The sequence below is a fragment of the Sporosarcina sp. FSL K6-1508 genome, from assembly GCF_038007465.1.
GTDB lineage: Bacteria > Bacillota > Bacilli > Bacillales_A > Planococcaceae > Sporosarcina > Sporosarcina psychrophila_B.
On sequence record NZ_JBBOXF010000001.1, the window covers coordinates 236,078 to 259,235 of the forward strand.

The 23,158-nt window shown below is 38.0% G+C and carries 12 protein-coding genes; 2 read left to right on the forward strand and 10 right to left on the reverse strand.

Annotation, left to right across the window (positions count from 1 at the left end):
* The first annotated feature begins 34 nt into the window (after nucleotides 1–34).
* Both MKZ11_RS00955 and MKZ11_RS00960 read left to right on the forward strand, forming a co-directional pair.
* Nucleotides 35–1,600, forward strand: coding sequence for a YifB family Mg chelatase-like AAA ATPase (locus MKZ11_RS00955; RefSeq protein ID WP_340796875.1), 1,566 nt, complete (start codon nucleotides 35–37; stop codon nucleotides 1,598–1,600).
* Nucleotides 1,593–2,153, forward strand: a complete 561-nt coding sequence (locus tag MKZ11_RS00960) for a transposase (RefSeq protein ID WP_340792207.1) — start codon at nucleotides 1,593–1,595, stop codon at nucleotides 2,151–2,153. The genes MKZ11_RS00955 and MKZ11_RS00960 overlap by 8 nt, the downstream gene beginning before the upstream one ends.
* Before the next feature lie 273 nt (nucleotides 2,154–2,426).
* On the opposite strand, the gene MKZ11_RS00965 is transcribed toward MKZ11_RS00960, so the two are convergent.
* The 10 genes from MKZ11_RS00965 to MKZ11_RS01010 form a co-directional block, all read right to left on the reverse strand.
* Entirely contained in the window at nucleotides 2,427–2,951 is a 525-nt protein-coding gene (locus MKZ11_RS00965; protein ID WP_340792208.1) for a hypothetical protein, read from the reverse strand.
* A 620-nt stretch (nucleotides 2,952–3,571) separates the two neighbouring features.
* The gene (locus tag MKZ11_RS00970; protein WP_340792209.1) at nucleotides 3,572–3,967 is read right to left on the reverse strand and encodes a JAB domain-containing protein; all 396 of its coding nucleotides are present in this window, start codon (nucleotides 3,965–3,967) and stop codon (nucleotides 3,572–3,574) included.
* A 1,213-nt stretch (nucleotides 3,968–5,180) separates the two neighbouring features.
* Nucleotides 5,181–8,075: a hypothetical protein gene (locus tag MKZ11_RS00975; protein WP_340792210.1), complete on the reverse strand. Its 2,895-nt coding sequence runs from the start codon at nucleotides 8,073–8,075 to the stop codon at nucleotides 5,181–5,183.
* Nucleotides 8,076–8,662: 587 nt separating this feature from the next.
* Nucleotides 8,663–9,493, reverse strand: coding sequence for a tyrosine-type recombinase/integrase (locus MKZ11_RS00980; protein ID WP_340796876.1), 831 nt, complete (start codon nucleotides 9,491–9,493; stop codon nucleotides 8,663–8,665).
* An 18-nt stretch (nucleotides 9,494–9,511) separates the two neighbouring features.
* On the reverse strand, nucleotides 9,512–11,725 hold the full coding sequence (locus tag MKZ11_RS00985) for a tyrosine-type recombinase/integrase (RefSeq protein WP_340792211.1): 2,214 nt from the start codon (nucleotides 11,723–11,725) through the stop codon (nucleotides 9,512–9,514).
* A gap of 14 nt (nucleotides 11,726–11,739) precedes the next feature.
* The gene (gene xerA, locus MKZ11_RS00990) at nucleotides 11,740–12,576 is read right to left on the reverse strand and encodes a site-specific tyrosine recombinase/integron integrase (RefSeq protein WP_340792212.1); all 837 of its coding nucleotides are present in this window, start codon (nucleotides 12,574–12,576) and stop codon (nucleotides 11,740–11,742) included.
* A 6-nt stretch (nucleotides 12,577–12,582) separates the two neighbouring features.
* On the reverse strand, nucleotides 12,583–13,476 hold the full coding sequence (locus tag MKZ11_RS00995; RefSeq protein WP_340792213.1) for a tyrosine-type recombinase/integrase: 894 nt from the start codon (nucleotides 13,474–13,476) through the stop codon (nucleotides 12,583–12,585).
* A 1,253-nt stretch (nucleotides 13,477–14,729) separates the two neighbouring features.
* Nucleotides 14,730–15,227 carry a hypothetical protein gene (locus MKZ11_RS01000; RefSeq protein WP_340792214.1) on the reverse strand — a complete coding sequence of 166 codons (498 nt, stop codon included), beginning with the start codon at nucleotides 15,225–15,227 and terminating at the stop codon, nucleotides 14,730–14,732.
* Nucleotides 15,228–16,109: 882 nt separating this feature from the next.
* The gene (locus MKZ11_RS01005) at nucleotides 16,110–19,172 is read right to left on the reverse strand and encodes a hypothetical protein (protein ID WP_340792215.1); all 3,063 of its coding nucleotides are present in this window, start codon (nucleotides 19,170–19,172) and stop codon (nucleotides 16,110–16,112) included.
* 96 nt (nucleotides 19,173–19,268) lie between these two features.
* Nucleotides 19,269–22,850 (reverse strand): S-layer homology domain-containing protein, encoded by a 3,582-nt coding sequence (locus MKZ11_RS01010; protein WP_340792216.1) that lies wholly within the window; start codon nucleotides 22,848–22,850, stop codon nucleotides 19,269–19,271.
* Nucleotides 22,851–23,158: the final 308 nt, after the last annotated feature.

The following is a 23,158-nucleotide window of genomic DNA, read 5'->3' on the forward strand; positions in this document are numbered from 1 at the left end:
ACTTAACACTCCTTTTATTATATGGTTAGTGAAAATGAAAGAAGTGAGTGGGATCATGGGTCAAGTGATGAGTGTTGGATTGGAAGGGATGCGAGGCCATAAAGTGATCGTGGAAGCAAATGTGCGGGATGAGAAGGAGTCTTGCATAATTATCGGGCTACCGGATGCACCAATGAAAGAATCGAAAGAACGAATATTGAGCTGTTTGCACACGCTTGAATTGGATATGTCGATGAAAAAGGTTACAATCCATCTATCACCAGCAGACAAGCGAAAGACAGGTACAGGGCATGATTGTGCTATGCTTATTGCTGTTTTGCAAAAAGTCATGATAGAACCAATTCCAGTCAATTCGAAGACTTGTTTTCTTGCTGCATTGTCCTTGACGGGAAATCTAACACCATTTCACGGGCTCATTCCTGCAATTCAGCAGGCAGTTTTACTGGGATTCAAAAAGATTATTCTTCCACCTATCAATGTTGGATTTCTTGGGAAAATTGAATCTGTTGAGTTTGTGCCAATTCATTCAGTTAGCATGCTAATTTCTTACTTGCGTGGGCAGCAAACGCTTGAATTGCCGCAAGAAGGCTTGATTTCACTGCATGAATTGGATTCCATGGAGAATTCATTGGCCGTGCCCGATTTCTCGGCTGTACGTGGACATGACGAAGCGAAGCGTGTCCTTGAAATCGCTGCAGCGGGTGGACACCACGTTATGCTGAACGGGCCGCCTGGTTGTGGAAAAACAATGCTTGCCGATGCTTTTCATACAATTCTACCGGATTTATCAAATGACGATATGCTCGAGACATTCGGCATCTATCATCTTGCAAAGGAAAATCGAGGGTTTTCAACAAGACCACCGTACAGACATCCGCATCACTCTGCGTCTGCTGTGTCGTTAATTGGCGGTGGAACATACCCTAGACCCGGGGAAATTTCACTGGCACATAATGGTGTATTATTTCTAGATGAACTCGGTGAGTTTTCCAGAAAATCGCTTGATATGTTACGACAACCGATGGAAATGGGAGAAGTGACAATCAATCGTGTGCGCCAGTCTGTAACATACCCATCATCGTTTATCCTAATTGCGGCAACAAATCCTTGTCCTTGCGGTTATTTTGGATCGAATGAACGTTACTGCACCTGTACACCACTTCAGGTCAGATCCTATCAATTGAAAGCTTCTGGTCCCCTACTTGATCGACTTGACTTCATCCTTACATTGAAGAGTGTCGGGATTATGGGTAGCCAAGTTTCTGAGACTTCAGCCGTAATTCGAAAACGTATAGCCGCGGCCAAAACCATGCAGAAAGAACGCTATATGTCCAATAAATTGAATGGTAATGTGCCAATATCGATGTTAATGACGAACTCTTTTTTAACAGAAGAACAAGTGAAGGAAATTCAAGTAATCTGTTTTGAAAGGAAGTGGAGTAACCGTACACAGGCAAAGTTAATTCGCGTTGCTAGAACGATTGCCGATCTTGCTGAAGAAATAACGATTACTAAACGTGCAATTCAGGAAGCAATCGATTGGAAACAATTAGCTTCCAGTTTCCAGGATAGGAAAAGTGCGGTGACAATAGATGAGTAGAAGAGATAGAGGCTGGCATCCTAAAGGCTATTTTCATGTCATCATACGTGGAAACAATAGGCAAAATATTTTCAACAGTCAACAGGACATCGATGAGTATTTCAGGATTTTAAATTTCGTTAACGATAAATATCCATTTGAAATATACGCTTATTGTATTATGACGAATCACGTCCACTTTTTGATCCGTTCGCGCATCGTGCCACTTGGAAAACTCATGGCTCCACTTAATAGACGCTATAGCGATTACTATCGAAAAAAACATAATTACTTCGGTCAAATCTATCAAAATCGGTTTTATTCAAAGGAAGTCTCAGATAGAATGGGGTTGTTGAACGTGGGTGCCTACATTCATCGAAACCCGATTGAAACGACGAAACCAATGGTAACAGCGTTGGAACACTACCCTTATTCATCGTATCCATACTATTTCCAACATAAACAGAACCCCTATAAATTCCTTCAATTAGCATTACTTCCTTCACTTCTGCCCGAGGGAAGAGAAAAGACAGCAGCAGAATATGCGAAGTATTGTTTAGAGTATAGGAATTGACACTGCTCACAATTAGGGTGCCAGTGTACCGACGCTATTTGTACAATTCAAATTGAGGCAGCACCTGGCATCCCGTGAAAAAAGGCATTAATTTTGAAGCTAGACAATAGTATACAAGAACTCGGTCAGAGTAATGAGGCGAGTAAATAACATGAAAGTTAAAAGAAAAAGCCCCTGGTCCCATACAGAATCAAAGGACTTATTCCTATCCAACAAGCTATCCAGCATCACTGGAAATCAATTGTCTGAATTGCTTTAGCATTATAGTAAAAATTACTTATTGGACAAAATTGGCCAACCAAATTCTAATCTCCAGCATGTTTCATAAGATTTACTATTAATTTGATAATCGTCCCCATCAAGTTCTACATATGAATATCTCCACTTAGTGAGATCATTTAGGTTTGTACCCATTACTTTTAGAGAGCCTGTTTTTTTATGATTTGAAAACTCCTGGACAATTCTACTTCCTAAATCATATGAGTGTTTGCTAGTTTCCTTACACCCACCAATTCCATTGTAGACTACCCAAAACTCTTCACCGGATTCTTTTTTTATCACATTGCGAAGAGACTTTCTATTGTTTGCAAGCTGAGCGACTTTGACTGCACCTTCCTGCGTTGATTTTATGGACTTACAAAGTTCATCGATGCTGTAGGATGTATAGAGCCAATATAGACCACTGCTACGTTTACTCGGTCTATTCTCTAATTGAATATTACCTTTTGTATTCATACTTATTTTCAGTAATCCTATATTATTTTTCTGTACTTCAATTTCTCTGACTTTATTTAACACATCTAGTCACCCAAATCCTTCCGAATTATGATTTTAGATATATGCCATTTCAATTTCGAATTTTCCAACTACCAACACTTCTACAGCTATACCACGAGTAATAATTTTGCAGTCCATAGTATAACAGTAACAAAGCGTGCGTACATAGTATACTATGTACTTTGCAATAGCCAGCTCAAAATCAGTGCCTCTTCAGCTATACACATTGTAGTACCTGCACGAGTGAAGATTATTAAATTAACATTGGTAAAATAACGGAGTAGTAAAAAGCCTATTGACCCATTTAAGGATTAAAGGACTGCTTCCCATTCAGACAACTTATTCCCGCAATAACGGGAATAAGTTGTCTGAATTGTGTTAGAACCTGGTACCCAAAACTTATATTACTTCACCTACGTATTTTGTCATGTCCCCTGTGCCGCCTACAGACTTCACTCTCTCTGAAGCATCTACACCTGTAAATCCAAAGCACCAATGGGGTGAACAGTCACTTCGAGGAGAGGGGCAAAAAAACTTGATGCTATGATTCTTTTCATCTGTTGTTACCTCCCGTTATAGATACTTTGTACCATTAACATTAGACTATATACGGGATTTAATCAATAACTGTTTTGGTTAGTTTATCCTGTAATAGAAATTCCTGCTTCCAAATTTGATACCCGCTTATCAAACAAAGACATGCAATTCATACAATTGAATAAAAACACAAGATAGTGAGGCAGAGCCCCATAAACTATGCTGGCATTCAAACTACCAATGTGACAAACATTGATCGCTGTCGGCTGATTCTTCACGTCCAAGCACATCACGACAAGATACTCCCGATCCAACTCCCCGAGATACTGCTTGAACAGGTTGTAACCATCTTCCGGGCTACGAATGGCACGATCCTTGTACAACAGACTCGTTTCCTTCACTAATCGCAACGACACAATATCCACCCGTTTAGCAGGCAATCGTTTCTCCTCTTCCTTCACCATCAACAATTCCAATTGTTGTGCTTGTGGTTTGTACATGTTTATACCAATCTCCTCCTGAAATTAAAATAAGCCCTACCTCCGTTGATGGAAGTAAGGCATTTCTATTTGTATTCAGGAATATAATATATGAATGAAAGTAAAGTAGATACGGAATAGATGTTACCTTGACACTAAATCAACTATTTCATTACGAATTATTCAATTGAATGCAAAACCATTACATTCTTCACAGTTTCACGATTCCAGTTTAGTCGGCTTTCAACAGGCAATAGTAGAAGAATATAATGAAAGGCAAAAGAAAAAGCCCCTTGACCCATAAAGGATCAAAGGGCTGATACTAATCAACAACATCTTCCGCATCAACGGGCTTTAATTGATTGTATATCTATATTATTCTGTACCAAAAACTATATAGTTGAGTTAATTAACATCCACCTGTCCATAATTACAAATAAAGCGAAATTTTTATTGTTAAATCTAGAAACATATATCGACAAATTACTTCATTTTTAAAGTGATTTATTCAACATCACTAAAATAAAATATTAAATGTGTCTAAGTTATGTCTAGAATAAGTACTTGAGCACCATCCAAATAGTCATACTGAATGAACAGCTTATTAACAATAGTCCCGATTAAATATTATAAAGTTCAACATAGTAAGTCTATATGATTAATATAATTGAATAATAGTTTATAAACGATTTAATTATGGTATTTTATACTCACAAACCCGATATTTTTCCAGTTACAAAGCTGAAATAAACCTGTATAATAAAATTCAAGAGATAGCAAGAGGAATTGTACATAACAAACTAAATAATAACAGATAAACATAGAGTGCAAAAAGCTCTTTTTCCGATTGCTCGCCACCACAATTTGTCCATCCGTTCAGCTGGCACTCACTTCTCCTCTTCCTTCACCATCAACAATTCCAAGTGTTATACTTGTGGTTTGTACATGATCATACTAAATCTTCTTCTGAAATTAAAATAAGCCCTATCTCCGCGATGGAAGTAAGGCATTTCAATTGAATGCAAAACCATTACATTCTTCACAGTTTAATGATTCCGGTTTAGTCGGCTTTCAATAGGCAATAGTTGAAGTATAGAATGGAAGGAAAAAGAAAAAGCCCCTTGATCCATAAGGGATCAAAAGACTGATTCTCATTCAACAATCTATTCCGCATTGACGGAATAGATTGTCTGAATTGCGTTATAACCTGGCACCCGAAATTAACTTGGTTTATTTATAGATTTCCAAGTGCTTCTTCTGCCGCTGTCAATGTACCAACGTTTGTTACCAATGCTTTCTGAGCAGGTGTCAATCCATCGTATGCTATACGAGCTGCTTCAATTGCATCAGTATCATCCACTGTTACGTCTCCTGCTGCAGGAAGAGCTGTGATTGCTTGAGTTACAGGAGTTGCTGCTCCTTGGTCTGTTGCTGATTGTTGAGCTACTTCAAGTGCTTCTTCTGCCGCTGTCAATGTACCAACGTTTGTTACTAATGCTTTCTGAGCAGGTGTCAATCCATCGTATGCTATACGAGCTGCTTCAATTGCATCAGTATCATCCACTGTTACGTCTCCTGCTGCAGGAAGAGCTGTGATTGCTTGAGTTACAGGAGTTGCTGCTCCTTGGTCTGCTGCTGCTTGCTCAGTCAACGTAACTGCCTTGAAAGTGAAGCTGTATTCACCAGTCAGTATTTTACCATCTGCTGATTGAAGATTTCTTCCTAGTGTGATGACGTTAGAACTTAGTAGTGTACCAGGTTTTACTGAGATTTTAATTGTATTTTTCTCAATTGTATCATCATCAGTAGCAAGTGCAATACTAGATCCAACTGGAAGCTTATCACCATTTAATGTGAAGTTAGCCGTATCAATAGATGCTTCTGTTCCTGTTAAAGCAACAGAATCAGTAAATGTGATTGTAATCGTATCAGCTGCATCGCTTGCATTTCCTGTTACTTTATATGTGTTATCTACATTTTTAACTACTTGGAAAGGAGTAACATTAGCTTCATCTTTCTTGATGAGGAAGTCTTTTGTTACCGTAGCTGCTTTGTTGCCAATGTCATCAGTTACGTCTTTAAGAACTAATGTCCAGTTTTCGCTACCGCCTTTTTGAACAATTTCCTTCATTCCTTCAAAGTCAGTTGCTGTAACAGTGAATGATTTTTGAATACCATCAACTGTATAGCTTCCCTCAGTACCTGCGAAAGTACGAGTTTTACCATCTTTATCTTTACCTAGGAATTCAACTTCTTCAACAAGAGCTGCTGTTACTGGTTCGCTCATTGTCACTTTATATGTGCCAGGTGTAAGCGTTGTTTCAACTTTTGAGATAACCGGGCTTTGAACGTCTGCTGAGTTCATTGGCGATCCAGCGAAGTTAAGGTCTAATGAAATAGCAGTAGTGTTAGTTTTTCCGTTAACTGCAGTTTTCAGTGAACCTTCTTTAACTACTAGACGGAATTGATCATTATAGTAGTTATCTTTTGTTGCAGCAGTATTGTATACAGTAGTCCATACAGAAGTTACATCAACTCTATACTGACTAACAGCTCCATCACCAGGAATTTTTGTTACAGTATATGCTGGGGTAGCTATTAGGCCAGCTTTACCATTTTCCGCTTTTACCCATTCTTTTGTTTCAGTATCATATACCTGTAATTCAATATTTGATTCTGGAGTAGCGATAGTTGCATCTTTATCAAATGTCAGACGATATTGATTCGGAGAATCTACTTTTACAGTTGTTTGAGCAATATCTTTGTTCTCATTTACTGTAAAGCCTAGATTTTGAGTTGAACCAATGTTGTTATTATCTGATAGAGCTGCGAAATCTTTGATTGTAGAAACCTGAAGTGCATGTTTACCCGCTGTAAAGAATCCAGGTGTAGCATCTTCATTTTCTTCAAATGTATCATCTAGTTCAATTGTAACGATATCACGATTATCTACAAATTCTTTCTTAATTTCATCGAATTTGAACGAACCATAAGTTACTTCGTAATTACCAGAAGATTTGAATGTACCATCAATCAAGAAATCAGCAGACGCAATTGGCTCTGAGAACTTAACGATAAGTTTATTCATTCCTTCTACATTTACTGAAGTTACTTGTGGTACACGAGCGTCAGTAAATTTGAAGCTTGTATTTGATTCTGTAGGTTGGTTAGAAGAGTTAACCATTGTAACCGCAACATTTACATCTGAGTTGTCTGTAAGAACGTTAGCAGTTTTAATAGCGTTAGCATCATCACGTGAATCAAGTACAGCGATTAACGTCTTTTCAGTAGGACCTGATACGAATCCTTTTACTGCACGTGGCGTACCATTTTGTGAAATTGCTACTGTATTGTCTTCACGCAATACGCCAGTCAATTGACCATTTTCATTTGTTTCAATAAAATCAGCTACTGTTACTTTTTTATCAAATGTCAATGTTACACGATCTGCTTCGTTTGTATTAGCAGCAGTCAAGTAAGTTGCATCTACGTTTTCAGAACCAGATGGTAAAAATTGAACATTTGCTGAACCAGCAATTTCACCGATTAAGTCTGCATAGTCACCAGAAGCTTCTATAATTTGTGCGTCAACTTTCGCTGTTACACCTTTTGCATTAAATTCAGAACGTAAAACAACTGTCGCTTTACCGTTTTGGATAGTCGCACGCTTTTGAGCCAATGAACCGTAAGTAGTGTTTAAGTCAAGAACGATATCATTTGCTTTCGTGTCAACTTGTCCAGTTACTTTGTTTACTAATTGGAATGTAACTGTTGTATTGTCTTTACCATCAGCTTCAATTCCACCTTTAGCAGGAACTACTTGGAGATCCCATAAAGATTGAATTGTTGGTGTCTTAAACGCAGTTGTTACGGATGGAAGTGTTTGACCATCTGCAACAACGTCTACTGTTACTAGATTATAAGAAGTATTATAATTTAAACCTGAAACATCTAAAGTAACAGATTTTTTATTTTCAGATAGAGTAGCGGAGTTTACTTTTCCACCAGCAATCGTGAAGTTACTTGAAGAGGCTTGATCAAATGCTTTGTTGAATGTTACTTCAACAGTTGTTTTGTTAATCGCACTTTTCAATCCAAACGAGCTTTCACAAATAACCCCTAAAACCATTAGTACCAAGGGTTTAGGCGTTTTTAGGAATATGTGAAATTCAGGTTAATGCAAGGCTATTCGGACTGCCTGATACAGTCGTGTTTAAAGGAAGTCTTTCTTCGATGCAAGAACAAAATGATAACAGTGTACCGGCTCGTTTAGCGAAAGCGGTTGCAAGGCAGGTCAAGAAAGCACTCCGTCCATACCCTCTGTGAAACAGGAACGAAAAATGCACGGTGGTAGAAGGATGATTGCACAAGCAACAATCCACTGGGGTTATTGCTTTTTATGATTTTTAGGAAGCTTGTGCTTAGGGACCCCCTACACGTTGTTGCAGAGAGGGGAGTATTTCTGACCTAGTCCGAATGAAAAGTGTCCTACACGTGCCTTTTACGAAACGGGATTGGGTATAATCTCAGCCTGTGCCTTGATCGGAAGTAAGCCAGTCCAGACACGAATTGCTGTTTTCTAATGAGCTAGTTCTTTTATTCCTCCCCCTATTCAAACCGTCCTATACCTTTCTACACACCAAACCCCAAACGTTCACGATGCCTGACCTCTGAAAAAAACAAAAAAACGAATGCAGCCATCCATCTAAGGGATTGCTACATCCATTTGTCATACATCTTTTTTTGTGCGTGGTCATATAAGGTTGCATAGTGTCGAGTGGTACGAGGATTCACATGCCCCAAGAGTTGTCGGATATGATCCAAGGACATTTCTTTTTGAGCAAGGTGTGCTGCAAATGTATATCGCAACATATGAGGAGTCACCCGAAACCCTATGGAATCCGAATAGGATTGAAATCTGGCGTTTATCGTGGAAATCCCAAAGCTCCTCTTCGTGTTTGGGTTGATGAACACGTGTGGTGAAGAATCCGCCCGACTCGATACATAGGTTTCCAAATACTGTCCACAGGTCGCACTGAAGAGGACAATGCGATCGACTCCTCCTTTTCCGTCTTGTATGAGTATGCTTCGCTCCGACCAATTTAGATCTTCTGTCCTCAATCTAACCAGCTCACTAATTCGTACGCCAGTGGTATAGAAAACTTCAACCATTGCCTGTTCAAATAAGTTACCCTCTACACAGGCTCTAAGACTTGCAAGTTCTGGATACGTTAAATAACGTGGTAATTTCTCGTCTACTTTTGGGAATGGGATACCAACGACTGGATTATTTGTGATCCATCCTTCTTCGAGACAATAGTTAAAAAAGGCATAGATGGCCGTCAGATTCGTCGCTACTGTACCTGGCTTTAGTCCACTTTCACTCAACATAATTAAAAAACTTCGAACATCCTTTCTATCAATCTTGTCCAGCGGTTTTTGGATATGCTGATTAAACCGCCGATTGATTCGTAGGTAGTCTCTGATGGTGACTGCTTTATAACACAAACAGTGATCCTTCCCGAACTGTTCAATATAATGGTGCATCACAGTTTCTGCTTCCTCCTATCCCATATACATCCTGTATAATTTAATTAGTTTCCATTTGGGTAGTCGTGCATAAAGTTGTGTCGTTTCGAGACTACTATGCCCTAATTCATCGGCAATAAATGATAGACTAGCTCCTTTCGTTATTAAATCTGTCGCAAACGTATGCCGGAAACGATGTGGATGAAGCGTCCCAACAATGCCTGCTTCCTCTCCCATCCGTCTTACAATGGCATATATTTGACTCTTACTAAGTCGGGATCCCGCTTTTGTCAGAAAGGCTGCGGGGTGTTCCTCATACTGACAGGTTTCGAAATAGCGTTCCACTAAAATGGCACATGTTTCTGAGAAATGAATACGACGGATTTTCTTTCCTTTTCCAGTCACAATTGCCGATCTGTTTTCCAGGTCGATATCGCTTTTATCCAGCAGATGAATCTCACCAATACGACAGCCTGAACTGAGAAAAAACTCGACAAGCCCTCGGTCTCTAAGACTCTCCTTTTCACTCACTTGCCGAATTTTTGCCACTTCGACTTTTTCCAGATACTTTGGTAATGGTTTAGGGAGTCTTGGAAACCATCGCGATTTGATCGGGCTCTTTTCCAAATAGCCTTCCTCTACACAAAATGTAAAGAAAGAGGATAGTGTGGATAAGCAGTTTTTAACAGTGGTCGATTTTAACTTCATCTGAAGATGAACTACCCATCCTAAGATGTCCGCTGAGGCAAGGAGTGAAAATGTCTCCTCTCGATCCCTGAAAAACATGCGTAGGATATTCTTATGTAGAATAATGGTCCCACGGCTCATGTTTGCGATTTTCATGTTTAATAGGTATTCATTCATCATCTCTAGATTTTCTGGACTCTTTATTGGTTTCCTTGCTTCCCAATACTTCTCTTTATCCCGCTCGATCTCCCATTTGGTTTTTAGTAATGGTTCGTTCATGTAATCCTTTATGTAGCAATAGTTATAAAAACATCGAAGCACACACATGTAATTTTGAATTGTTTTCGTTGTCACATTCCCCTGCGTTTCGTTGAACCAACTTTCAATATCTTCCGGTGTTAATTGAGAAAAATGAACATCCGTCTTGAAAAAAAAGAGTTGCAAAACGGCTTTGTAGCCAGTAATTGTACGCCTGCCTCTTTTTTTATGATGCAGATTTAATAAGAAATCATTGATTATTGCTTTATTCTCTTCATTCGGTAATCGAAGTAGAACTTCCCAATATCTTTCTGAAGAATAGTTATAGATCACTTTACGTCTCAAGGGGGGATCATTCGTTATGCCTTTCTCCATACAATATTCATAAAAAGACCGTAATGCACTTCGTTTCTGTTCCTTCTGCTTGTCCGGGCTTTCCCTTAACCTTTGTTCAATTTCATCCAGAGTAATTGAATGAAAAGGTTTTTCAATGTCCTTAAAAAAATGTTGCAAACAGACTCGGATACTGACAATAGTACTTTTTTTTCTTTCTGTCTCTTTTAAGCTGTATAAAAACTGATTGATAGTACTTTGATTTTCAGGATTGGGAAGCAATAACTTTAACTCATAATATCTTTCATGACTTGTCACTGGTTTATCTTTAGCGTGCAGGGGGGATATCTCAATGTACTGTTCCAACACCGCATAATTCAAAAAGATGTTTAAAATCTTAAAAAAATCTACAGCCACTATGTTATGGTGTATTTTTTGTTCGGTAATCCACTGTTCAATGTCCTCTTTCATAATATCTATTAAGTCTTTCGTTTGATGGACAAAAAAACGTTGTAGGATACTTCGCTGGCGTAAAATCGTTGATTTACAAATATTTCTCCCCTTTTGATGCAGTAAAAACCCAGCAACTCTTTCTGCATTTTCAGGAACCACCCATTCCATATCTAGTAACCAATACGCTTTTAGACCATTTTTTTTAGGATACAGTGGCGATTCTTCCATGTGTTTTTCAAGCACTGCATAGTTATACAACTGTCGTATATAACTCAAGTATTGACCCCTTGTTTTTTCTGTTAGGGTCTTTTCTTGTTCCCTAAGCCATTGCCTAATTTCTTTTTCTGTAATGTCGGCGAAGTGTTTTGTCTGGGTTAAAAAAAACCTCTGCAATACACTACGTGTGTTTGCGAGAACTCGTTTACTTCGAGTAGCTTTTTCACTTAGTAAAAAAGCATTCACCAGAATCGTATTTTCAGGGTACGCCAATTCACACTGAACTTCCCAGTAGCTTGTCATCGTCTTTCTCCCATCTACTGTTGGTATTGATCATACTGCTTTTTTCGATCCGAAGTCATGAGTCGTGTATAGATTCTTGTGCTATTGATATTGCTATGGCCGAGCAATTCCTGGATATATTCATATTCTAAGCCTTTTTCCAATAATCTCGTCGCGAAAGTATGTCGTAAGGTATGGGGTGTAACTTTAAATCCAAGAGCTTCTGAATATTCCCGAAATCGTTGTTGGATTAAGCACTGACTGAGTGGTCGACCTTTTGAATTCGAAAACAAATAATCACTATCAACCTTTCGAGTTTTCAAATGGGTTTTTAACCGTTCTGCACAGTCATTCGTAAATAGTACAAAACGTTCTTGGTTGTTTTTTGCTTTACGAATCCAAATCTGTTTCGTTTCCCATTTAATATTTTCTACACGAATATTGAGAAGTTCTTCAATTCTTACACCAGTTGCAAATAATGTTTCAACGATTGCACGTTCCCTAAAATTATTTATCGTAAATTCCTGCAGCAATGCCAACTGTCGTTTGGTTAAATAATAGGGAAGCGAATCTTCTTTTTGTGGTGATTTTACTTTTATTGTCGGGTTTTGATTGATGATATTTTCTTCCACACAATAGTTATAGAAAGATTTTAATGCAGCCAATTTAAGTTGAACACTTCGAGTTTTTAAACCTCTTTCTGTCATACTTGCCATCCATATCCGGATATCTCTTGCTTTTACTTCATCTATATTCTTCTGGCAGTTCGAAAAAAATTGCGAGAGTGCTAAATTATAAGCCCGTACCGTTTCTGAACTAAATTGATTAAAGTTGTCATTAAAGAATTTTTGTATTGCATTTTGATCTACCACTGTCTCTCACCCCATTATATTTTGGTATTTTAACATCATATCTTCGGTTGGAATTTGAGCATATATGCGAGTTGTATTTAGATTCACGTGTCCAAGTATATCAGCAATCAATTCAAGTTCAGCACCTCTAGCTAACATATTAGTCGCAAAGGTATGTCGACAACAATGTGGATGAAACGATTGTTTTAACCCAGACTTCCATCCAACTTTTTGCAATACTTTTCGAATACCGCCATCTTGAAGTCGATTACCAAACTTATTTTCAAACAATGGTTCTGTTGAATTCAATGAACGTGTTTCTAAATGTTCCCTTAAAGCAAGCGAACATTCTTCCGAAAAGAATGTACTTCTAAACTTTTTCCCTTTTCCTAATACATTTGCTGTACGTTTTGTTAAGTCAATATCCTCAATATTTAAATTTGATACTTCTGTCACACGGCAACCTGTTGAGAATAAAAGCAATATTAGTGCACGGTCTCGAATTGGTAATTGTTCTGTGAATTGTTTCACACGGGCATATTCAAATGCATCTAGAAACTTTGGTAACGCTTTTGGTATTTTGGGTCTCCATCTTTTTTTCATCACTACTATTTCTATATATTCTTCATCGAGACAAAATTGAAAAAAAGAAGATAGAACTGAAAGTATTAGATCTACTGTTGTTGGTTTTTTCCCTATTGAAAATTCATCCAACCAAGTCCTAACACTTTCGGGAGTTAGTTCATTCAATGATATTGTGATTACTTGTAAAAAACTTTCTAATACCCTCCGATATTTGTCCACTGTTGCTTCTGTTTTATTCTCTGTTTTCAGGCTGAGGAGATATTCATTTAATATATCCCTAGATTTTTTTGGAACCTTTTCATTTTTACATATCCAATACTTTTCAGATGAATTCACCCCATAACCTCCTCTCCACTACTGTTTTTATAAAACTAGATATTGAAACTATTGTTAACCAATATTTCACACTTTAAAACATCTTTTCTTTATTTTTGTTTGATAACACTTTGGTATATTGATGATTTCTAATTTTAGGCTGTTCAATATTCAATCCACTTTTCTCATATAATCTTCCTTCTTCAATTATAATAAGCCCCATTTCCACAAAGTGAATTTAGGCTTAGTGGATTGTTGTTCGAATAGTGTCTAGGTTGTGTTAATGACGCTGGCACCAAACTTGAGTAACTTGAATCGTCAGACTAGGGTTGTGCGCAGGAACCTAAAACTTTGTTTAGACAATGCCCAGATGGATGGTTGTGCAAGACAAATCGATGCAGCATTACTCATAACTGCCAATGTATGCAATCTGGATGTTCGTGGGTTGGTTCTTCACGTCCAACGCCATCACCACAACCATCTTCTCTGTCGGCGTCTTCTAGGAACGTGCGAATGATGTTGTAGGAATCTTGCGGGGGAACGGACATGGCGATTCTTGTACAAAATACTCGACTCCTTCACCATCTTCAACGACACGATGTTCGCACGCTTCGCAGGTCTTTCCTATCGAGTACCTTCCTTCACCGTAAGTAGTTCCAATTGTTGTGCTTGTTATTTGTACATGATCATAATGATCTCCTCCTAAAATTAAAATAAGCCCTACCTCCGTTGATGGAAGTAAGGCATTTCTATTTGTATTCAAGAATATAATATATGAATGAAAGTGAAGTAGAAACGGAATGGAAGTAGCCTTGACACTAAATTAACTATTTCATTACGAATCCGATCCCTGGAATGCAAAACCATTACATTCTTCACAGTTTCATGAATTCCGTTTAGTCGGTTTTAAATAGGCAATAGTAGAAGTAGAGAATGGAAAACTAAAGAAAAAGCCGATGGAAGTAAGGCATTTCTTTTTGTATTCAGGAATATAATATATGAATGAAAGTGAAGTAGAAACGGAATGGAAGTAGCCTTGACACTAAATTAACTATTTCATTACGAATCAGATCATTAGAATGCAACACCATTACATTCTTCACAGTTTCATGATTCCCGTTTAGTCGGTTTTAAATAGGCAATAGTAGAAGTAGAGAATGGAAGGCAAAAGAAAAGCCCCTTTGACCCATAAAGGATCAAAGGACTATATTCTTTAGTATCAATCATCATTATCGGAATAGTTTCCGAGTTGTGTGAGTGACTGGCACCGGATATTAAGAAGCCATTATTTGTATTTCACTTTCATTTCCTACTGCATCAGTTACTACAACATAATAAATTCCTGCATCCAATGCGTTAGAGGTTGCAGTCCAAGTCAATGCATTTGAAACTACTGAACCTGAACCTAGTATTTCATCTATATGAGCTGAATCCGTAAATACTTTAACTGTTACAACATTGTCATCAGATGTACCACTAATGACACCTGTTGCACTCAATGCACTTATTATGTTTACTGTAGGAGCCGCATCATCAACAGAAATTGATTCTGTTGAAGCAGCAGAGATATTACCTGCATCATCAGATACATAAACATGATAAGTACCACTAACGCTTGGTGTAGTAATACTCGTTGCTGTACCATTTGCAGTTGTTATAGTTGTTCCATTAGCTGCCGGTACTGTCATTTGACCCGCTGGTGCAATCCAAACATTGTTTGTTGGATCACCAGAGGAAACGATAGTAATAGAGGCTCCAGCTTTTACAGTCATTCCTGGACCAGCGAATACTATATTTTGTATGCTATTCCCGTCTTATACCACGGAAGTGGCTTTCGTTTCGGGCCTACACCGTACAGGCGACTTTCATCGCATACGGCGTGCCATCAGCGGTAGTTTATTTATTTCCCTAGCAAATCACACATTGTATGAGTAGAAAGTTAGTAATCGATAAGAAAAGCCAGTCACAGACATAATCTGGACTGGCTATGACTATTACACTTATTTTAGGGAAATAAGTTTATAGACTACCACAGACTGGGTTCCTTCGCTTCTGCTAGTTTTATCCTTCTCGTATGTTACCATACAAGTCCAAACGGCTAGCGATCGACACTACTATGAACCCGCTGCCATCTTACTAGCATCACTGGTGCTAACTCACCTCTTCTAGTAAGATTTCAAACGTTCCATCGTGCTGCTCCCTTGTTTTGATGACCGTAGGCTTCCACTATCCAGGAGTGGGCATGATTCGTTTAACAGTTCAAATTAGTCGAATCATCAACTGTTTATTTCGAAACAGAGAATCAGGTATGAACTCCTAGCAATTTCGCACACCTGACCGCATCACCCTGCCTACATGGATTCGTCGTCCTAGCCATAGTCATCTTTTAAAGAACCCCGCCCCGGGACCACCGGGTACGACTTCACCTGACTTCATCCCTTTGAGCAGATAGGCTCTCACTGGATGCAGGAGGATTAGGCTCGTGAGCAATAAGAAACTGTTCAACACGCGTCAAAACTTCCCTGACGAATACAGCACGATAGTTAGAAAAAGACCCCATGGAACCATTACTAATTAAAGTATAGTCCATGAGGTCAGTTTCCACTACTTTCACTAGTAAACTAGCTTATATAGTAACGTTTCGTTTAATTTTATTAAGCAGTTACAGTTACAGTGTGTGTAGTAGTTTTACCATCTTTAGTAACAGTAATAACGACTGGAGTTCCAGCAATAGTTAATGATCCACTTACGATAGTTAAATCTGCAGCTGTAATTGAAACCGGACCTGTAGTTAAATCATCAAATGTAGCAGTTACTATACCAATTTCAGATACGATATCAGTAAGTGTTTTACTATCTGCTGCACTCACTGTTGATATAGTATTAGCTAATGCAATGCTAGAAACAGATAAAGCATTAACAGCTACATTTTTTGTATCTGTTGCTGTTTGACCATTTACCGTTGCAGAAGCTACATAATTAACAGATGTATCAGGTGAACCGTAGCCAGGGCGAACTACTGTATCAGTTCCGCCAGCAATAGTTACTCCCCCTTTAGTACAAGTAACACCGTTAGCAGATGATAATGTTACTGTTGAACCTAATAAAGTTGCAGTTGCTAAGTCAGCATAACCTTGAGCAGTTGCTAAATCAATTGATGCTTGAGCCAATGCTAATACTCCAGCATATTGAGTGCTATATTTTGATGTAGAAGATGTAGCAGTTGAACCCGCTTTAGCTTTGTTTGAAGCGGCATCTAAGATGTAAGTAGTCTTGTCACCTTTTTGAGAATCTTCATCTACAACAGTGATTGTAGATGCTTGAGTTACGTTTACTGCTGTATCAAGTTCAATAATTAACTTGTTATCTGTTACTGGGTTCCCTGAAGCGTCATTGTTTTCAATGATTCCCACAACGTCGATTGTTGAACCAGCTACAACAACTTTTAAGTCATCATATGCGTTAGCAACGTTAGATGCTGTTACCACTTCTGAGAATGTTAATTCAACATAAGTTGTACTTGTAGTTGTCTTAACTTCTTCATCTGCACGTAAATAAGTTGCAGATTTAAGCTCTGGAGCGATGTTATCATCTAATGAGATAACTACTTCAGTTTGTGCTTTTGTTTGTAAGCTTCCTACGATTGCAGAATTTTCAGTAGTTTTCACATTTGTAGAAACTGCTAATTTATAAGAAGTAGAAGATTTTAAAGAACCTTCTGGAAGTACAATACGTACTTTATCTTTACCATCTACAAAGTCAACTGTCGCACCAGTTGGTAATGCTTTACCATCTAATGTGTAGTTAGCAAGTGTACGTGCTGAATTAGACATTTCACGACCATAGTAAATTTCAATAGTATCTTTACCGTTTACACCAGTTTTCACTTCAACTTTACCAGCATCCGCAGCAGTTGGTGAAACTGGGATAGTAGCTACTGTTAGTGGTAACTCAGTATATAAGAAGTTAGTGCTTGTAGATTTTACTACTGTATTGATTTTATCGTTTTTAACAGTATTTACTAGATAGCCTGAAATTGCCGAATTATTTTCTTTATATTTTAATTCGCCAGCTTTAAATTCAACTGAATATGGCTCGTCAGCTTGTTTGTATGCTGTACCTAATTGAATTTCAACTATTTTGTCTAGTCCATCGCCATCAGCAATAATATTAGCTGAAGAAACTGAAGAAATAATTACGCCATCTTTATTACGTACAACTACGTCAGTTTCATCAAATGTGCCATTAGCAACAACTAATTCTCCTGTAAATTCTACTTCTAAATTATTACCATTTACTTTACTTGATTCAACTACTGGTTTAGAGTTGTTTTTGTTTAAAGTAACGTTTTTAACCGCTTTTTCACCAATTAAGCTATTAGTAACAGCATCTTTGAAGTTTTCAAGAGTTACTTTTAATGAAGCTGTAGTTTCAGTACCTTTGTACAATGGGTTCTCATCATCAGCATTTACATCATCAGTTACAACAACCCAAACACCGGGTTTATTTTTGTAAGTACCTGCATATGCATCTGCAATTGTTTCAGTACCAGAAACTGCATCAGTTAAGAATTCAGCTGAAGATCCACCGTTCAATAAAAATTCGTGGTTACCTTTTTCTACTTTTAACTTCGCAGTTGTAAGATCTACTGGTACGTTTGTTTGTAAGAAGAAGCGATTAGCATTAACTCCAATTATATCTTCTACCACTGGTACAGTTACTTCATCAGTAATTGTATAAGAACCGTTTAATACACTTGCGTTTGCTTCATATGCATCAGCAGTATCTTTTACATCATAAACGATTACTTCATGTATACCTTTATCAAAAATAGTTTTTTGTGAAACTGCATCTGTTACGCTAACAGTATATTTATAGTTACCAGCTGCATTTGAAGTAGCAGTTAATGGAGTTGGAGATGTTGAAGTGCCGTCAATATCATAACCATCAACTTTAACAAGTGGAGTTGAACCCACTACTGGACGATCAAATTCCAAAGTTAATTTGTTACCTGCAACATTTGGTGTTACAGAAAGTAATTTTGGTGCAGCTGATTCAGTAAAGTTCTTTTCTGCAGAAACATATTTAGCTGCTTCTTTTCCATCAGCAGATTTAATTGCATCATTAGTTTGGACAACATATTTATCACCAGATTGGAAAGCATCTGCAGCAATTAAACGAATAGTTGCAGTTTTTGCATCTGCAGATAAAGTGATTGCTGGTTTACCAGCATTTGTATCAATAGTTCCTAATACGTTGTTGATTTTAATTTCATAGTTTGAAGCATCTAATGCAGTTTTTGCATCAACTGCAGTGTTAAATTTTACTTGTAACTCAGAAGCGTTAATCGCACTTACCGATTCAACTTTAAGTTCGCCAGTTACTACATCACCATATCCACCCGAAGTCAATTCACCATTAGCAGCTTCAAATTCAGCTTCAGTCATTGCCAACGCATCTATTTGAACCTGAGTTTTACCGATAGCAGCTTTAGAGAAGTATACTTTACCACCAATGACCATTACAGTTTCAGGGTTTACTAAAAGGGCAGCTTTTTCAGTAGCTGGAAGAGCTCTGAACTCAACACCAGTAAGGTACTTGTCTGCTGTATAAAAACCTTGTGCAGCATTATCTGTTGGCGCGGCGAATGCTGCGACAGGTGTGAGTGCAGTAATTGCTAATGCAGTTGCTGCAGACACTTTGAATGTCTTTTTCATAAGTTTGTATTCCTCCGTAAATAATTATTTGTAAGTAGAACTATGAGTCTAATAGTCTCCTATTAGACTCATAGTCGTTTATATTGAGTCTTTTAATTATCGTACGATTTTAGTGATTTCTTTATTGGCTTTTACCGTACCGTACGAAACTTCTACGTTACTGAATACACCAAACATATCATCACCAGAAATCGTTGTTGTGAATGCTTTATCTATTACAGGAACTGTTTTAGTTTTAGCTGCATCTTCACCTGTGAACGTTAATGTAACTTCAGTTACAGTTGCATCTGCTACTGTTCCTGCTACTGTGTAAGTGTAGTCACCTAGTAGTCCAGAAAGTGTAGTTCCTGCTGCTGTTGCAGAAGTAATTTCAATTTCTCCAGTTGGAGTAGCATCTTTTAATACAAGACCAGCAGTAGCTACGTCCAATGCTTTTCCAGTACTGTTAAGATCTGCTTGTGACGGTGCAGAACTTGCAAGTACAGCACGCGCTTCATTGATAGCAGATTGTAGAGTAGCGATAGATTCAGCAGTATACTTATCAGTCTTAGCTACTTCTTTTTGTGCTTCTTCTACTTTAACTAATAGAGCGCCTTTTGTAACTGGAACTTCTTTAACAGGTGTTAATTTCACTGTGAAGGTTTCAGTCTTTTTAGCTTCACCTTTAGTAACAGTAGCAGTTAATGTTACCGTTTTGTCTTCTGTAACTTTAGCTACTTTTGCAACTCCAGCCGTAATTGAGAGAAGATCACTGTTTGATGAAGTCCATGCAACATCAGCCTTAGTAGATGTTGGCAATGTTACCGAAGCTTCTGAAACTAAACCAGTTTTAGGGAATACTACTTCAGCTTTTTCTGTGATTTCTTTAGCTGCAGCAGTTACAGCTTGCTGATTTAGAAGGCTCACTGGTGCTGTGTAAGGCCCGCCAATGATTGAAACAGTAATTTTGTCTCCATCTTTGCTGCGAGTTGCTTCGTAAACTTCTCCATTATCCAATGCACGATTAATTTGTTTTTCAAACGTATCTTGGTCAATAGAATTTCCAAGTTGGTTTTTGAAAGAAGCACCTTTATAGCTTGTGTATTCTTTTCCAACAAACTGAATTTCTTTATCTTTAGTGTCGATATCTGTTATTAGACCTGTGTGAGTCAAACCTACATCTTTAGTAGATACAAATGAAACTTTAGCTGTATGGCTTCTTAGATCAATTGTTTGTAGTCTATTGTTGTTGTTGTTCCAGTTGTTGTTACGGTAGTTTTCAGGAATCGCTGTTCCTCTTGCTTCTACACGTACATCAGTCGTTTTATTAGCAGATTCAACGCTAATCATTGGAACAACATTTTTTTCTTCGTTAACTGTAACTGTAAGGCTACGGTTCGGAGAAACAACATCAACTTTTTGTCCTTTTGAATTATATACTGTTACATCGTTGCTACCTGTGTTGAACACTGTGAATGATGCTTCAATGCGATCATAACCAGTTGGAAGTGGCATTTCATTTCCACTTTGGTTAGCTGCAGTAAATTTGAAGAATGCAGTTTTAGTACCTTCAAATTTATCTTCTTCATCAATTTCGTTAGCATTAGAAGTAGCAGAGTCATATGCTTTTAGGTTACCATCAGTAAGCTTCGCTTCAGCAAAGTATGTGATGTCTGCAACTTTAGAAGGTTCACCTTCGTCAAGTGTTCCCGTTTTAGCATTGCTAGAATTGATGTCAATCCAAACAACTGGAGTAGCATACTCTTTTACGTTATTTTTTCCTGTAGCGATTGTAAATGATCCTTCACCTTTTGCATTTAGCTTAATAGAAAGCTGTTGTCCATTATTTGTAGCATCTTTATGTTGAACATCATCTTTAGTAAAGACTGCAGAAGTATTTGTATTCATGTTTCTATCAAGAACTTCATTGAACGATACGTTAACAGTTTCGTTAGCTGCTACTTTACCGTCTTTTGTCTTAACTACAACTTTGTACTTACGGCCGTTATCTAGACCAGTTGCCGCTTCTTCTCCGCCATCACGAGTTACTTCGATTGCGTATGAAGATTGAACAGCACCGATTACCAATTGTGCAGCTTTAGCTTGAAGTTCAGTGTTTTCTAGACGTTCGTTACCAGAAACTCTGTTGTTTACTGAATCGTCTAGGAATACAATCGGAGTTGCTTTTGTATTCAATCCTGAAACTGTTACAGTAGCTTCACCATTGCTGTTTGTTGTTACAGTTACAGCTTCTGTTTTACCATTTGTCAACTGATATGGGTTTTTCCCATTAGCAGTAGCATGTGAAATTTTGTCAATCGTTGTATCAACGTTTTCAGCGAATGTTACATGCAATTTTTGGTTTGCAACTGCTTTACCAGTTTTTGCATCTTTGTAAGTTACTTTGTAAACTTTGTTTTCTCCGTTGTTGATTTCTTCACCTTTTTTATCGTCAGCAACGATTGTTAGGATTGAGTCAACACCCCAGTATACTTTTGCAAGGCTACGTACAGATGGTGCTCCTGTTGGGTAAACAGCAACATCGTCGTTACCTGCAGCATATTGAGTATAAGAGTAAGTAGCAATACCTTCAGCGTTAGTAACTGCTTCTACTACTTGGTCTTTGTTCAATTTATCGTCAGCTTTAACGTTGAAAGTTACAGGTACGCCTGCTTGTTTCACGTTGATGTCAGCTTTCAATGTTACTTCTTTACCAACAACACCTTGAAGTGAAGTAGTATCAGTTGTAATTTTAGTTGGAATTACTTCAGAAAGACCAGTGAATTTACCTAGCGTAGATTCGCCAGCTTTAACTGTGTACTCTTTTCCGCCTTCTTGAGCAGAAGTTGTAAGAACAACAGTTTTGTTGTCTGTTTGTTTAACAGCTGCGTTAGAAACTGTTAGACCTTCGATTGTGTATTTAAGAGCGTTAACGTCAGAAACAGCATCTTTAAATGCTACTTCAACAGTAGTAGCGTTAACAGCTTTAATTGATACAACGCCTTCTGCTGCATTGCCTGCTACTTTAGAGAAGTCTGCGTTAATTGTTTTGTGTAGGAATGTAGCAAAATGTCCGCGAGTAGTAGAACCTTTTGGATTAAAAGTCGCTACTGCTGGGTTCGTGATATCGAAGAAATCAAGAACGTCGATTGCAGCGCGTGCTTCAGATTTTGCAGCTGTAAGATCTTTTACATCACGTTTGAAGTCTTGTCCAGCTACATATGTAGCCAAGTCGATATCTTCAACAGTGTCGAATGCGCGAACAAGGACCATTGCCATGTTTTCACGAGTGATGTTGTCAACTGCTAGTAGTTTACCGTTACTTCCGATAAATACTTCTGCGTCTTTAACTACTGCTGCATAGTCAAGAAGTTCTCCGTTAGACTTTGTTGTCAAGTCAGTGAAGCGTGGGTTAGTTCGTGCATCTGAAGGGATTGAATGTCCTTCAGTTACAAGCCATTTACCCATCATTTTAACAACGTCAGAACGAGTCAACGTTTTGTTCGGTAGGAATGTACCGTCTGAGTATCCTTTGATAACGCCTGCATCAGATAGAGCATTGATTGCCTCTTCGTGCGTGTTACCTTTCGTGTCTTTGAAATCTGCCGCGCTTGCGATTGGTGCTACTGCGGATGCTACTAGAGCAGCTGATGCAGCTCCTACTAGAAACTTGCTGTACTTAGATGGTTGGTTAGCCATTGAATAATTTCCTCCTCTTAGATAGAAAATAAATTTGTCAACTACTTCCACGGCAAAATGAAAGGTAGAAGTCATTACACACTAAAGTATAGATAGTTGCGACAAGGATGTCAATTACAAAATAGTAATATTCTAAAACCTGATATTAAAGATACTAGACTCCTGAGCCACTTCTATCATTCTACCTCATATCTGATATATATCAAGTAATTTACTAATATTAGTTTAAAGTGTCAAAAAGGTTTCAGTTGTATAGGGGTGTGACGGATGAATGTGTTTTCAATTTATTCGAGGAATTCAGGTTGTAG

Coding starts and splice junctions, on each gene's coding strand:
- MKZ11_RS00985 (WP_340792211.1), bottom strand. CDS start 11,725: ATGACAAGCTACTGGGAAGTTCAGTGTGAATTGGCGTACCCTGAAAAT.
- MKZ11_RS00955 (WP_340796875.1), top strand. CDS start 35: ATGAAAGAAGTGAGTGGGATCATGGGTCAAGTGATGAGTGTTGGATTG.
- MKZ11_RS01000 (WP_340792214.1), bottom strand. CDS start 15,227: ATGACTGTAAAAGCTGGAGCCTCTATTACTATCGTTTCCTCTGGTGAT.
- MKZ11_RS01005 (WP_340792215.1), bottom strand. CDS start 19,172: ATGAAAAAGACATTCAAAGTGTCTGCAGCAACTGCATTAGCAATTACT.
- MKZ11_RS01010 (WP_340792216.1), bottom strand. CDS start 22,850: ATGGCTAACCAACCATCTAAGTACAGCAAGTTTCTAGTAGGAGCTGCA.
- MKZ11_RS00960 (WP_340792207.1), top strand. CDS start 1,593: ATGAGTAGAAGAGATAGAGGCTGGCATCCTAAAGGCTATTTTCATGTC.
- MKZ11_RS00975 (WP_340792210.1), bottom strand. CDS start 8,075: ATGGTTTTAGGGGTTATTTGTGAAAGCTCGTTTGGATTGAAAAGTGCG.
- MKZ11_RS00980 (WP_340796876.1), bottom strand. CDS start 9,493: ATGCACCATTATATTGAACAGTTCGGGAAGGATCACTGTTTGTGTTAT.
- MKZ11_RS00970 (WP_340792209.1), bottom strand. CDS start 3,967: ATGTACAAACCACAAGCACAACAATTGGAATTGTTGATGGTGAAGGAA.